The following is a 13,586-nucleotide window of genomic DNA, read 5'->3' as shown; positions in this document are numbered from 1 at the left end:
CCGCCGAACCCCACCCCGCACTTCCCTCCGCCGCCCCCGAAGCGGCGTCTGCCCGCGGTCGTGATCATCGGGATCGTGATCGCCGGGCTCGTCGCGTTCTGCTGTACCCGCGCGATCCTGGGGGCGGTCATCCAGAGTGCCAACGATTCGAGAGCCGAATCGGCCCGCCAGCCGGCCCCCGTCGTGCCAATGAGCGACGGGCCGGCGGTGAGCAGCCCGGCCGCGACGACTCCGGCCGTCCCGCCGACCTCGGCCGCCCTCCCGTCGCCCTCGGCGGCGGCCCAGTTGAAGATGCCGAACCTCGTCGGCGAGAACGCGCAGGTCGCCTACGAGACGTTGACGGACATGGGATTCACGAAGGTGACCTTCGGATCGCAGGACGACGACGACAAGGTGGTGTTGTCCCCGCCGAACTGGACGGTCACGAAGCAGAGCGCGAAGGCGGGTGCGATGGTCCGCACCGACAAGACGATCGTGCTCACCTGCACGAAGGAGGGCTGACGATGGGCGGGCAGGTGCGCCTCGTCGGTCGCCTGTCCGCCCCCGGTCCCAGCCGGCGCGGACGGAGGATGGGGGGAGCCCGTACCGCACTGTTCGCCTGGCCGACGACTCAGTTTGGTGTCGCCGTCGGATCGATGAATGCTTATATCTTTCTATGAGTGGACATCATCCCCACCACTGCCACCACGACCAGCCGACCGACGACGAGGTGCCGTACGGCCAGGTGAACGTCGCCCCGTCCTTCGGCCGGCGCGCGATGCTGGCCGGTACCGGCGGAATGCTGATGCTGGCGGCGCTGCCGGGCTCGGCCCAGGCGGCCACGACGACGACGGCCAGCGCCCCGACCGCGACCGCCGCGGCCGGCGCCGCCCGGACGTCCCTGATCACCCAGGGCACGACGCTCGTGCACGCCGACATGCACAACCACACGGTCATGTCGGACGGTGACGGCAGCGCCGACGCCGCCTTCGCCTCGATGCGCGAGGCCGGGCTGGACGTCGCCGCGCTCACCGACCACGCCACGCTCTTCGCGATCGACGGGCTCAGCTCCTCGGAGTGGCGGACCACCGGCGACCTGGCCAACGCCGCCAACGACCCGGGTCAGTTCACGGCGATCCGCGGGTTCGAGTGGTCGCATCCGTTGCAGGGGCACATCAACGTCTGGAACACCTCCGACTTCGCCGACCTGCTGCGGGCCAGCAGCCCCGGCAACCTGTACGACTGGCTCACCGGCCGCGCCGGCGGTCTGGCCAGCTTCAACCACCCCGGCCGGGAGCCGGGCCGGTTCAACAACTTCTCCTTCGACGCCTCCGTCCGCAACCAGTTCGTCGGGTTGGAGATGTTCAACCGCACCGACGACTACCTGTTCGAGGGCTGGTCCTCCGGGCTGACCTCACCCCTGGTGGCCTGCCTGAACGCCGGCTGGCGACCGGGCCTGACCGGCGTCACCGACGAGCACGGCACGACCTGGGGATTCCACGAGGGCAAGGGCCGCAGCGGCCTCTGGGTCACCGAGAACACCCGCGCCGCGGTGTTCGAGGCGATGGCCGCCCGCCGCTCCTTCGCCACCCGGGTGTCCGGACTGCGGGTGGACGCCACCGCCAACGGGGTCCGCATGGGTGGCGTGCTCAACGTGACCTCCGGCGACGTGCGGTTCCTGCTGGACGTGGACCGCGGCCCGGTCTGGGAGGGCATGCCGCTGCGGATCCAGGTCCTGCGTCCGGGAACCTCCGCGCCGACAGTCGTCGACGTCATCGACACGGTCAGCGGCCAGGTCGCCGACTTCACCGTGCCACTCGACGTCGCCGACGGAGACTGGGTGGTGCTGCGGGTCTCCGACCCCTCCCAGCCCAACGGCACCCCCGGCCCGGCCGGTCACCCGTGCAACGACTTCGGGGTGGCCTACACCAGCCCGTGGTGGCTGCGGCCCTGATCCATTCCTTCGCCGCCCTGGCCAGCCCCTACGGGCCGGCCAGGGCGGGAATGTTGTTCCTCTCCTCGACCAGCGATCGGCTGTCGGAATGTGGTGGCGCGGTGCGCTGCGCTGGACAACCATGGCCCCGGTGACCAGCTTCCCCCTGCAGGCCAGCCGCGTCCGCGACAGCGCACTCCCGCTCCGGCGGAGGCTGCACGCGTTGCGGGAGTGCGCGCTGGACTGCGCGCCGTACGGGTTCCGCGCCTCCTGGCACCACCTGGTCGTCTCGGCCCGCATTCCACGCAGGCTCGAAGACGATCCGGACGCGCTCGTGCGCGCTGTGGAGGAGCTTCAACGGGTACGCGACGTGGTCGTGCCGCGAGCCAGGGAGTACGCCGAGCTGCGGCGCCGAGAGAAGGCGGCGGGTGTACGCGTGCCGCGAACGCGGCCGCCGTGGAATTCGTGGGGCGGGTCGGGGATCGCCTACTGCCCCGACCTTGAGCACCATCCGACACGACCTATCGCCGAGGTCGTGCGGGGCGTACTCGATCGCCACGCCGCCGGAATCCCCTCCGCCACGCACTGTCTCGCCTGCGGGATCGAACGGCCCAGGGCGGAGCGGGCATGCCCGACCTGCGGTGTCCACCCGGCCGGGCCCGCCGCAGGTTGGTACGGCCCTTCGGCGGCGGAGCGCTGGTGGCGGGTCGGGCGCCGGGATCTGGAAATGTGAGGTCCCCGCTCGTCCCGAGCTCGAACGGCTGGGCGCGGCATCACCCGGGCCGAGCCAGACGCCGGCAGTTCGGATTCGTGGCTGGGGCGGGCGGGTGTGACGAGCGCTGGCCGCGAGGAGGCCAGGGCATCGGCATCGCTGTGGTGGTCGAGGCGGTGACAGTCGCGCGATCTCCGCCCACAGCTCGTCGGAGCCGGTTCCGGCAGCTGTTCGCCCTTCTCACCTTCAGGCAGGCCGATCCTTACGTCTTGAGGACCCGCCGAACATCCGGAGCTGTCGGCCCAGGGCGTGGCGATTGCCGCGTGAGTACCAGCTGTCCGAGTTCCTGGGTGCATCGGGTGAGCGCGACGTAGAGGCCGTTCCAGCCGCGCGGTTCAGCGGCGATGCCCTGGGGGTCGACGAGTAGCGTCGCGTCCCACTCCAGGCCTTTGGACTGGGTCGCGGTCAGCACCGACACGTCGCCCAGCACGGCTCGGAGTTCGGCGATGCGCACGGCGGGGGCGATGACCCCGACGGTGCCACCGTGCCATCGTTGCTGCAGCTCTCGCAGAGCACGGGCGGCGGCGTCGGCAAGCTCGGCGGGCGTGATCGTGCGGACCCAGGGGGCGAGGCCGGAGGAGCGTACGGCCCGTGGCGGCGCGTTGTGGCTGCCGGCTTTCGTCAAGACCGGTTCGGTGAGGTCCATGACCTCACGCGGGGTCCGGTAGCAGATGGTGAGTTCCGCGGCGGTCCAGCGGTCTCCGAAAGCAGCCTGCACCGCTTGCGCCCAACTGGTGTGCCGGTGCGCTGCCTCCGTTTGGTCGATGTCACCGACGGCGGTGATGGAACGACTGGGACAGCGCCGTAGGACCATTTGCCACTGCATCTCGGACAGCTCCTGCGCTTCGTCGACGACGACGTGGCCGTACACCCAGCCGCGCTGCCGGCGAGCGCGGTCGGCGACGAACTCGCCCTGTGGTGGCGGGGCGTCGACCTCGCCCAGCAGGTCGGCGAGGGCGTCGAGTAGGGGTATGTCGCTCGATGCCCACGGGGCGGGCTCGGCCGAGACGGCGGTGATCTCCTGCGGGGACAGCTGCGGGGCGAACCGGGTCAGCAGGGCGCGGTCGGCCAGGAGATCACGCAGGAGTGTCTCCGTGTCGAGGGTGGGCCACCATGCCTCGATGAACCGGGCGATGGCGGCGTTCTCGGCGATCCGATGACGAAGGTGTTCGATCTCTTCGTCGGAGAGTAGTCCGTCGCTGTCGATGCCGGTGGGCGCTCTGCCGCGATGGTGGTCTTGCCGCATGTCCCGGTCGACGCGGGCGAGGATGTCCTCGAAGCCCTCCTCCATCTCGTTCATCAGCGCCTCGCGCTGCTCGACGACGGCTTCGGCGAGGAGGTGGTGCAGCTGCTCGGCGAACGCCGCGCGGGCGCGGTGGTACGGGCGTCCCTGCACCGCCGAGACGAGTGCCTGTGCCACTGTTGAGGCTGGGATGACGTAGAAGTCGCCCTCCCAGCGCAGCTTCAGCTCGCGGGGCCGGGGGAGCAGCGACGTGACGTAGTTCTCGAGCGCGGTCTGCCAGAGGGCGCGGCCCTTGATCTCGGCGAGATGCCGGCTCTCGTCGCGGCCCACGCGGACTTCGGGCAGCAGGGTGTCGCAGGTCGCCGAGACGACGGCGGTCTCACCGAGCGCGGGCAGCACCTGAGCGATGTACTGGAGGAACCGCGGCGAGGGGCCGAGGACCAGCACCGCTTGGTCGGCCATCTTCGGGTGGGCGAATAGCAGGTAGGCGACGCGGTGCAGAGCAACCACGGTCTTGCCGGTGCCGGGACCGCCCTGAACGATCAGGGGGCCGGTCGCCTCGGCCCGGATGATGTCGTCCTGTTCGCGTTGCAGTGTGGAGATCGCCGTCGACATGCGGCCGGTGCGCCGCTGGTCGAGGGCGGCCAGAAGAGCGCCTTCACCGACGAGTTCCGCCGTTATGGTCCCGTCCAGTGGTTCGTCGTCCACGCCGACGACGGTCGATGCCGCCGTGCGTATGTGCCGGCGCCGCGCCTGACCCTGTGGGTCGACGGCCGTCGCGGTGTAGAACGGCCGAGCCGCGGGAGCGCGCCAGTCCACCAGCAGTGGCTCACTGTCCTCGCCGTCGTTGCGGAGACCGATACGGCCGATGTGTCGCACGCTGCCGTCGAGGCCGTCCAGGCGGCCGAAGACCAGCCCTTCCCGCGCTCGCCGTAGCTCTTCGTACTGCTGGCGCAGCATGCGCTGCCGCGCCCGCTCCAACGCGTCCAGGGCCTCTGACGAGAGCTCGGCCTGCAGGTGGTCGGCCAACCTGTCGCGCCGGGCCGTGGCCACGTCGAGAAAGTCCTGTTCCTCGGCCACCGCGGATCGGCGCGCGACGCCCTCCGTGGTGGAGGTCGGCGGTTCGTCGTTCGGTGTTGCGTGGTTGATGTCAGCAGTGCCGTTGTTCAGAGCAGAATTCCGGCGCATTCGCAAATCCTTGCACTGGTGTCCCTCGGCCCGGATGAGCCGTAGTGTTTGCCGGCGGCAAGCATAGGGGTGGTTTCTCCCCGTCGGCCAGGAACTCCGCCCGCCGGGATGGGAATCTCGATGCCTTGCAGAATCCGGGTCGCCTGTGGCCTCACTCAATCGTGATTCGCTTATTGACAGTCGGTTCTCATCTGATCTGAATGCCGATGGTGGCACTGCTCCTGGGCGGCACTCGATCACTGTCCGGAGCGGCTGCCGCGGCATCCGGCAACCGCCAAGGTGCCATCCGTGGACCCGGCCTGGCCTGCGGACGGCAGGTCACGGTGTCCGGCTACGGTTGCCGCGGCTATGGGAAACACGAGGGGGCAAGCCATGAACAGCACTGCTGACCGGATGGCGGCGGCGTACTTCGACGCCATCGAATTTCTCTGCGAGGTGACCCCGAAGGGCTGGTACGCCGAGCAGGGCACCGCCCGCGCCGCGGTGACCCAGGCCCGCGTCGCGACGCTCAACGTGGCCTACGACACGACGCGGGAGCCGGACCTCGGGGCGCTCGACAAGATGGCGACCGAGGTCGGCCGGCAGGCCGAGCGCTGGTCGATCATGGTTCGGAAGGCGGACGACGACGTCGCCGCTCTCGCCGCCCGGCACGGGCTGCTCAACCGCAGTGAAATGCCGCTGATGGCCTGCGATGCGAAGGATCTGGTGTTCCGGGTCGGCCTGGAACAGCGCAAGCCGGTCCGCCGGGTCGGCGCGGCCGAGAGCGACCTCTACACCGAGGTCCTCACCGAGGGCTTCGAGGCGCCCGAGGGGATCTTCGGCTCGCTGATGGGCGGTGGGGTGCTCGACGCCGACCCCGTCAGCGGCTACCTGGCCGAGGAGTCTGGCCGGCCCGCCGGCACCGGCCTCGGGATCGTGACCCGCGGTGTGGTCGGCGTGTTCAACATCGCCGTCGCCGCGTCCGCGCGGGGTTGTGGCCTGGGCAGGGCGATCACCGAGACCGTGCTGGCGGATGGCATCGCGGCCGGCGCGGACGCCGCCTACCTGCAGTCCAGTGAGATGGGCCGGCCGCTCTACGAGTCGATGGGCTTCCGGCTCGTGGAGAACTGGACCGTGTTTCTGGCCGGGTGACGAAACCCGTACCTGACCGCTTCAAGACAGATGTGTGGGGGGGACCATGAACTTCAGTACGAACGTACGCGCGGCCTTCCGGCGCGGTGAGAGCGACGCCGTGGTGCGTATGAGCGAGGCCGAGATCGCGCGGGCCCAAGCGGCAGGTGACCCGGCGGGGGAGGTGGAGGCCCGCTACAGCCTGGCTCGGGTCGCCATCCGTCGCGGTGACCTCTCCGCCGGGGAGGCCCGAGCCCGCGAGGCTCTCGAGGTCGCGCTGCGCTCCGGCGACCGCGGCCTCGAGGAACGGCCGAGGCACGTGCTCGCCGGGGTGGCGCGCATGTCCGGCGACCTGCTCCGTGCGCGGGATCTGTACCGGGAGAGCATCGCCCTCAACGAGGCGCTGGACCGGCCGGAGACGGTCAACTCGGAATATCACAACCTCGCGTTCTGCGAGTTGGGCCTGGGTAACCTCGACGTGGCGAGGAAGCTCTTCGCCGAGAACCGGGAACGGGTGTTCGGCAACGGCTGGGCCGACTTCGTGCCGTACGTCTGCGTGGCGGGCGCGGCGCTGGCCTCGGCGGAGGGCGATCACCCGCGGGCGGCCCGGATGGTCGGCGTCACGGATGCCGCGTTCGCCGCGCTGGGTCAGATCCCGGACCCCGACGACGCCGCCGATCTCGCCAAGATGCGCGTCGCCGCGATCGAAGCGCTGGGACAGGCCGGCTTCGACGAGGAGTACGCGAGGGGTCAGCTCCTCGATCCGCGTGCCGCGTTCGCCGACGAACAGCGCTGAGGCCGGAGGTCGTCGACTGGGCCGGGCCGCCGGTGACCGAGGCTCCTCACGAGTGATCGTCGAGGTGATCGCGAACGGGGCCCGGCCGGTTTCCCCGCGCCCACCGCCGTAGCTTCTCCGGGTTGCGGACCACCCAGATCCTGGTCACCCGCCCGTCGGAGATCTCGAACGAGGCTACGGTCGTGACGGCGCCGGCGCGCTGGGCCACCAGGCCCGGCATGCCGTTGACCGACCGCTGCACGAGTTCGAGTCCCGGAGTCCGGTCGGCGATGGCGATCATGTAGTGGGCGATGCGCGCACCGCCCTCGATCGGGAGCAGGACGGTGCCGACCACGCCGCCACCGTCGGCGGTCATGACGGCGGCCGGGTTGAGGAGACCGACGAGGGCTGCGATGTCCCTGGTTTCCCACGCCTCTTTGACGTGCCGCACCACGTCGGCGTGGCCGGTCGCCGCCACCGGAGCGGGCGCGACGCCGACCCGCCTCCGGGCGGAGGCCGCCAGCTGCTTGCAGGCCGCGGGGGAGCGGCCGAGCACGTCGGCGATCTCGGCGAACGGGTACCGGAAGACGTCGTGCAGGACGAGCGCCACCCGCTCGGCGGGTGTCATCGACTCCAGGACGACGAGGAAGGCCATGGCGACCGACTCGTCCTGGACGATCTGCTCGGCGGGGTCTGCGGGGCCGGTGGGGTCTGCGCTGCCCGTACGGTCCCACTCGGTGCGGTCGGGCAGCGGTTCGGGCAGCCAGGCGCCGACGTAGCGTTCCCGGCGTGCCCGCGCCGAGCCGAGCAGGTCCAGGCAGATGCGGCTGGTCACCGTCGTCAGCCAGGCGGCCGGAGACAGGATCTCCTCCCGCTGGCTTCGTGGCACGCCCGGCGCTAATCCGGCTGACCTGATCGCGGTGCGGCCCGGACGTGCACACGTTCGCCCTGCCTGCCGATGAGGCTGAGGAACTCGACGGGACCGGCGCTGGTGGACCCGAACCAGTGTGGGGTGCGGGTGTCGAACTCGGCGGCCTCCCCGGCTCGCAGGATGAGGTCGTGCTCGCCGAGGACCAGGCGGAGCGTGCCGTTGAGGACGTACACCCAGTCGTAGCCCTCGTGGGTGCGCAGGTCGGGCTCGCGGTCGTCGGTTCCGGCCGGGAGGACGAACTTGTAGGCCTGGATGCCGCCGGGCCGGCGGGTCAGCGGTAGGACGGTCGCCCCGTCGCCGGCGGAGATGGGGCGCAGGTTGATGCGGGGATCGCCGGTCGGTGGCGCGTCGACGAGCTCGTCGAGGGTGACCCCGTGGGCGCGGGCGAGCGGGAGGAGCTGCTCGAGCGTGGGGCGCCGCAGGCCCGCCTCGAGCCGGGACAGCGTGCTGGCGGAGATGCCGGTCTCCTTCGCCAGGTCGGTGAGCGTGATGTCGCGGCGGGCCCGGAGCTGCTTCAGCCGCGCGCCGACGGCGTCGAGCGTGCGGTCCACGTTCTCGTTCATCCCCCCATTTTTCCATTCGGCAAAATCTTTTGCCGGTCTGTTCGGTACGCGGTCAGGATCGCCCCATGACCCACGCATTCGACAAGGACTACTGGGACCAGCACTGGCACCAGCCACACGGCCACTCGCCCGCCGCCATGGCCGGCAAGCCGCCGAACCCGTACCTCGCCCAGGCAACCGGCGACCTGACGCCCGGCAGTGCCCTGGACGCCGGGTGCGGCGCCGGCGCCGAGGCGATCTGGCTCGCCGCCCACGGCTGGCAGGTCACCGCTGTCGACATCGCCCCCGAAGCCCTCGCCCTCGCCGCCGAACGCGAGGCGACCAGCGGGATGTCCGGGCGCGTGCGGTGGATCGAGGCGGACCTGACCGTCTGGGAACCGGACAAGCGCTTCGACCTGGTCACGACGCACTACGCGCATCCGGCGATGCCGCAGCTCGCCTTCTACGACCGGATATCCGCCTGGGTGGCGCCCGGCGGCACCCTGCTGATCGTCGGGCACCTGCACACCTCGGCGACAACCGGGCACGGGCACCACCCGCCCGCCGAGCACGGGCACCACCCGCCCGCCGAGGCCTCCGTCACCCTCGCGGACATCACCGCGGGCCTGGACGGCACCCGGTGGGAGATCACCAGCGCCGAGGAGCACGTTCGCACGATCCCCGGCCGGCCGGTCCCGCTGCACGACGTCGTCGTCCGCGCCACCCGGCGCACCTGATCACACCACCTGCGCAGCGCCGGGGCGCACCGCTCCGGCGCCGTATCAACCTGCGCTTCTCGAAGGGAAATCGCGCATGCTCTCCCCGGACCTGTCCGCTCAGTCGGACGTCGTCGACACGACGGTGCACGACCCGCGCCGGCGTCGCGCGATCCTGATCGCGGTGTGCGTGGCTCTCATGGCGGTCATCGCCTCCGTCTCCGGGCTGAACGTCGCTCAGCAGGAGATCGCTGTCGCGTTCCACGCCTCGCAGAGCACCGTCCTGTGGATCATCAACATCTACACCGTCAGCCTGGCCGCGCTGCTGCTACCGCTCGGCGCTCTCGGCGACCGATGGGGACGCCGTCCCGTACTCCTCACCGGCCTGGTGGTCTTCGCGGTGGCGAGCGCGGTGGCCGGCCTCGCGACGTCGTCGGAAATCATGATCGCGGCGCGGTTGCTCAGCGGCGTCGGCGCAGCGATGATCATGCCGGTCACCCTGGCCGTCATCACCTCGACCTTTCCTGACGGCGAGCGCGCCAAGGCGATCGGCGTCTGGACCGGCGTCGCCGGCGGTGGCGGCATCCTGGGGATGTACCTGTCCGCGACCCTGGTGGACCTGGCCAACTGGCGGTGGCTGTTCGTCCTGCCGGTCGCACTCGTCGCCGTCGCCGTCACCATGGCGCTGCGCTCCGTGCCGAACTCGCGGGAGAGGTCGGAACACGGGTTCGACGTCATCGGTTCGCTGACGTCCGTGATCGCCGCGGTCGGGCTCATCGTCGTCCTGCACGAGGGCCCGGTGCGGGGGTGGACCGCTCCGGTGACGCTTCTGAGCCTGCTCGTCGGCGTCATCGGCGCCGTCGGGTTCGTGACGTGGGAGCGACGCCGGCCGGCTCCCCTGCTCGACGTCCGTCTCTTCCGTGAGCGGACTCTGACCAGCGGATCCGTGGCGCTTCTGGTGGTCTTCGGCGTGCAGGCGGGGATCTTCGTCGTCCTCTTCCCGTATTTCCAGGCGGTCCTCGGTTGGTCCGGACTGCGCGCCACGCTGGCGCTCATGCCGATGGCGGTGATGATGATGCTCGCCGCCGGCCTCGCCCCACGACTGGCCGCGCGCATCGGCGGGCGTTCGACGATGGCCGCAGGCATCTTCCTCGGCGGTGCGGGCCTGGCCCTCATGGCCACCTTCGTCTCCGTCGACGGTGGCTACCTCTCCGTCCTGCCGGGCATGCTCGCCATGGGGCTCGGCATGGGTCTGACCCAGACCCCCGCGACCGAGGCCATCACCGCCTCCCTGCCGCGGGAGCGTCAAGGTGTCGCCTCCGCGCTCAACGACGTCACCCGGGAGTTCGGCACCGCGCTCGGCATCGCGCTGCTCGGCGCCGTGCTCTCCGCCGGCTACCGCAACGCCATCGACCCCCGGCTCGATGGGATGCCGGACAGCACCGCCGACACGGCCGGCGACGGCATCGCCAACGCCATCGCCGCCGCTGACGGAGCCGGTAGCCAGGCGCGGACACTGATCCGCGCCGCCCAGGAGTCCTTCGTCGACGGCTGGCAACAGGCCATGTGGGCCGGAGTCGCTGTCATGATCGTCCTCTTCGTGTACGTCCTTGCCGGAGGTCACCGGCACGGCCCAGCCGGCGCACCGACGACCGGAGCGGCCCCGGCGAGGGACACCGCCGACCGGACTCTCACACGCTGATCGTCCCTGCCGAGGGGGCCGCAGGCGGGGTCTCGCCGCCGCGCGGCCCTCTCATACAGCAGCGGATCGTCCAGGCCCGGAGTCCGAATGAACATTCCCGCCGGTGCCTCGCGAACCTAGCGTCGGAAGCCGCCGAGCAGGGGATCCGCCCGTTCGGCTCCCGCACGGCACGGAGACGACGTGGTCAACGAGATCAGCCCGACGGCACCGCCCGAGCGCGTCGAGCCCGAGGTCCAGGCGCGCGCGGACGACGTCGTCCTGCGGGTGCGGCACGCCGGACGGATCGTCCTCGACGCGGTCCGGCTGGGCATCCGCGTCGGCGGCGTCGACCTGGACGCCGGTTCGGTCCTCCTGCGTACCCGCGTCCGGGAGATCAGCGACGAGTGGACCGCCCGTTCCGGCAAGGCGACGGGCACCCACCGGTACACCCATGTCGAGACGGTTCACGAGCTGCGCCACGACAGCGGCGTCGAGTGGCAGATCCACGTGCGGGCGAGCGGGGACGGGGTGGCCGTCCGGTACGCGCTCGCCCGACTGGAGGGCCACGGCCGTCTCGACGCCGACCGCACCCGGCTGTCGTTCGGGCCCGACGCCCGCGTCTGGGCGCTCGACTACCAGACCTGGTACGAGACGCCGCGCTTCGGCGCCGACGTCGCCGAGCTACCCGCCGGCGCGTACGGCTTCCCGCTGCTCGTCCGCCTGCCCCGGGCGGGGGTGCACGTCCTGCTCACCGAGGCGGCGATCGACGGCCGGTTCAGCGGCGCCCACGCCGAGTTCGACGCCGAGGGGGAGGCACGGTTCGCGCTGGCCGACGAGTCGGCCGAGATCACCCGCGGTCCGGTGACGCCGTGGCGGGTGTTCCTGGTCGGTGACCTCGCCGCGATCGTCGAGAGCCGCTTCGTCGACGAGCTGGCCCCCGCCCCGCTCGACCCGCCGGCCGACCTGGGGTGGGTACGGCCGGGCCGGGCCGCCTGGTCGTGGTGGTCGGACTTCTACTCCGGCGCACAGCTGCACCGGCAGCGGCACTTCGTCGACGTCGCCGCCCGCCTCGGCTGGGAGCACCTGCTCATCGACTGCGGCTGGGACGAGACGTGGGTACCGGAGATCGTCGCGTACGCGAGTCGCCGCGGCATCCAGGTGCACCTGTGGGTGGTCTGGCACGACCTCGACGGGCCGGAGAACCTGGCGAAGCTCGCCCTGTGGCGGTCCTGGGGCGTCGCCGGCATCAAGGTCGACTTCATGGAGTCCGAGTCGAAGGACCGTTACCGCTGGTACGACACGATCCTCGCCGAGACCGCCCGGCTCGGCCTGCACGTGAACTTCCACGGCTCGGTCATCCCGCGAGGCTGGGCGCGCACCTGGCCGCAGGTCATCGGCTACGAGGCCATTCGCGGCAGCGAGTACTACGTCTTCTACCATGACACGCCCCTGACCGCCGCGCACAACGTGATCCAGCCCTTCACCCGTAACGTCGTCGGCGCGATGGACTACACCCCTGTCGCGTTCGGCGCGCCGGGCCGGACGACGAGCGACGGTCACGAACTCGCCCTCAGCGTCGCGTTCGAATGCGGCATCACCCACTTCGCCGACGACGTCGACGCCTACCTCGCCCGGCCGGACGCCGCGCGGTTCCTCGCGGAGCTCGCGCCCTCGTGGGACGAGACGGTGCTGCTCGCCGGTGACCCCGACCACGAGGCGGTCATCGCCCGCCGGCACGGCGACCGCTGGTTCGTCGGCGGCATCGCCACCGGTCCGGCGCGGCGGCTCACCGTTCCGCTCGACCGGCTGGCGCTCGGGCCGGCCGAGGCGTGGATCGTCGGCGACGGCGCCGAGGGCGGCCTGGCCTCCCAGCGGCGGCCTGTCGAGGACAAGCTGGTCGTCGAGGTGGCGGAGAACGGCGGTTTCGTCGCCATCGTCGCCGCCCGCGGCGTCGGGCTGCACCGGGCCGTCGCGCGCCCCGAGCAGGCCGCCCCGCTGGTGGAGCCGCCCGTCCAACTGCTCGACCCGGACGGCACGGCCGTCCTGCGGGCCGACGGACGTCTGCGGCTACCGCCCGGCTGGTCGGCGGAGCAGCTCGACGGCGACCGCTGGCGGGTCCACGCGCCCGCCGCTCTCCCGCCCGGCCGGGCCGGCGTGGTCAGCGTCGAGACGCCGGGTGAGGAGGGCGTCCCGGTCGTGGCGCATGCGCGCCTGTTCCGCCCCCTGACGCCCGGATCCCATCGCCTGTCGGCGCTGAGCATGGTCGCGTTCGACAACGAGAGCGGCCCGATCGAACGCGACCAGAGCAACGGTGGCGGCAACCCGGGTGACGGCCGCCGCATGAGCATCGCCGGGACCCAGTTCGACGACGGGTTCGGCGCGTCCACGCCGTCGCGGATCGCGCTCTACCCGGGCGGTTCGGCCGACCGCTTCACCGCCCGCGTCGGCGTCGACGACGAGACCCCCGGCACCGCCGCCCGGATGAGCGTGCACGCCGACGGCGTGCGACTGTTCAGCGCCGACGTCCGCTCCGGGGAGCCTCCGCGCGACATCGACCTCGACATCCGGGGCGCGGCCACGCTGACCCTGGGCGCGGACCCCCTGCCCGACCACCCGGAGCCGGCCCACGTCGACTGGGCATCGGCCCGTTTCCACCAGGACGACACCGCCACCACCCCGGCCGAGCACTGACGCTCGGCCACCCACCAAGGAGAAA

11 protein-coding genes are annotated in these 13,586 nt (G+C 71.5%); 8 read left to right on the top strand and 3 right to left on the bottom strand.

The genetic code is table 11. The features are described from left to right. Positions 1-75 precede the first annotated feature (75 nt). The 3 genes from E1211_RS06580 (at position 76) to E1211_RS06570 (ending at position 2,645) form a co-directional block, all read left to right on the top strand. A complete protein-coding gene (locus E1211_RS06580) occupies positions 76-501 on the top strand; it encodes a PASTA domain-containing protein (RefSeq protein WP_132346441.1) in 426 nt (141 codons plus the stop codon). A gap of 154 nt (positions 502-655) precedes the next feature. After that, positions 656-1,933, top strand: coding sequence for a CehA/McbA family metallohydrolase (locus tag E1211_RS06575; protein ID WP_165947189.1), 1,278 nt, complete (start codon positions 656-658; stop codon positions 1,931-1,933). A 130-nt stretch (positions 1,934-2,063) separates the two neighbouring features. Further along, the gene (locus E1211_RS06570; protein ID WP_132346439.1) at positions 2,064-2,645 is read left to right on the top strand and encodes a hypothetical protein; all 582 of its coding nucleotides are present in this window, start codon (positions 2,064-2,066) and stop codon (positions 2,643-2,645) included. A 241-nt stretch (positions 2,646-2,886) separates the two neighbouring features. On the opposite strand, the gene E1211_RS06565 is transcribed toward E1211_RS06570, so the two are convergent. Further along, positions 2,887-5,274 carry a UvrD-helicase domain-containing protein gene (locus E1211_RS06565; RefSeq protein ID WP_243709379.1) on the bottom strand — a complete coding sequence of 796 codons (2,388 nt, stop codon included), beginning with the start codon at positions 5,272-5,274 and terminating at the stop codon, positions 2,887-2,889. A gap of 213 nt (positions 5,275-5,487) precedes the next feature. On the opposite strand from E1211_RS06565, the gene E1211_RS06560 reads away from it, so the two are divergent. Both E1211_RS06560 and E1211_RS06555 read left to right on the top strand, forming a co-directional pair. Then, complete coding sequence (locus tag E1211_RS06560; RefSeq protein WP_132346437.1) at positions 5,488-6,246, top strand: GNAT family N-acetyltransferase; 759 nt, start codon at positions 5,488-5,490, stop codon at positions 6,244-6,246. A 46-nt stretch (positions 6,247-6,292) separates the two neighbouring features. Next, positions 6,293-7,021, top strand: a complete 729-nt coding sequence (locus E1211_RS06555) for a tetratricopeptide repeat protein (protein ID WP_132346435.1) — start codon at positions 6,293-6,295, stop codon at positions 7,019-7,021. Positions 7,022-7,067: 46 nt separating this feature from the next. On the opposite strand, the gene E1211_RS06550 is transcribed toward E1211_RS06555, so the two are convergent. Beyond that, positions 7,068-7,889 (bottom strand): sigma factor-like helix-turn-helix DNA-binding protein, encoded by an 822-nt coding sequence (locus E1211_RS06550; RefSeq protein WP_243709378.1) that lies wholly within the window; start codon positions 7,887-7,889, stop codon positions 7,068-7,070. An 8-nt stretch (positions 7,890-7,897) separates the two neighbouring features. Beyond that, a complete protein-coding gene (locus E1211_RS06545) occupies positions 7,898-8,494 on the bottom strand; it encodes a helix-turn-helix domain-containing protein (protein WP_132346433.1) in 597 nt (198 codons plus the stop codon). A 65-nt stretch (positions 8,495-8,559) separates the two neighbouring features. Here E1211_RS06545 and E1211_RS06540 point away from each other — a divergent pair, with 65 nt between their 5' ends. The 3 genes from E1211_RS06540 to E1211_RS06530 all read left to right on the top strand — a co-directional run bounded on the left by E1211_RS06540 (position 8,560) and on the right by E1211_RS06530 (position 13,561). Next, positions 8,560-9,210 carry a bifunctional 2-polyprenyl-6-hydroxyphenol methylase/3-demethylubiquinol 3-O-methyltransferase UbiG gene (locus E1211_RS06540; RefSeq protein WP_132346431.1) on the top strand — a complete coding sequence of 217 codons (651 nt, stop codon included), beginning with the start codon at positions 8,560-8,562 and terminating at the stop codon, positions 9,208-9,210. Between the two features lie 76 nt (positions 9,211-9,286). Next, positions 9,287-10,891: an MFS transporter gene (locus E1211_RS06535; RefSeq protein ID WP_132346429.1), complete on the top strand. Its 1,605-nt coding sequence runs from the start codon at positions 9,287-9,289 to the stop codon at positions 10,889-10,891. 180 nt (positions 10,892-11,071) lie between these two features. Beyond that, positions 11,072-13,561, top strand: coding sequence for a glycoside hydrolase family 97 catalytic domain-containing protein (locus E1211_RS06530; RefSeq protein ID WP_132346427.1), 2,490 nt, complete (start codon positions 11,072-11,074; stop codon positions 13,559-13,561). Positions 13,562-13,586: the final 25 nt, after the last annotated feature.

The organism is Micromonospora sp. 15K316, from assembly GCF_004348525.1.
In the GTDB taxonomy this organism is placed as follows: domain Bacteria; phylum Actinomycetota; class Actinomycetes; order Mycobacteriales; family Micromonosporaceae; genus Micromonospora.
Note: the sequence above shows the minus strand (reverse complement) of the source record. Positions and strands in the feature narration are given on the sequence as shown.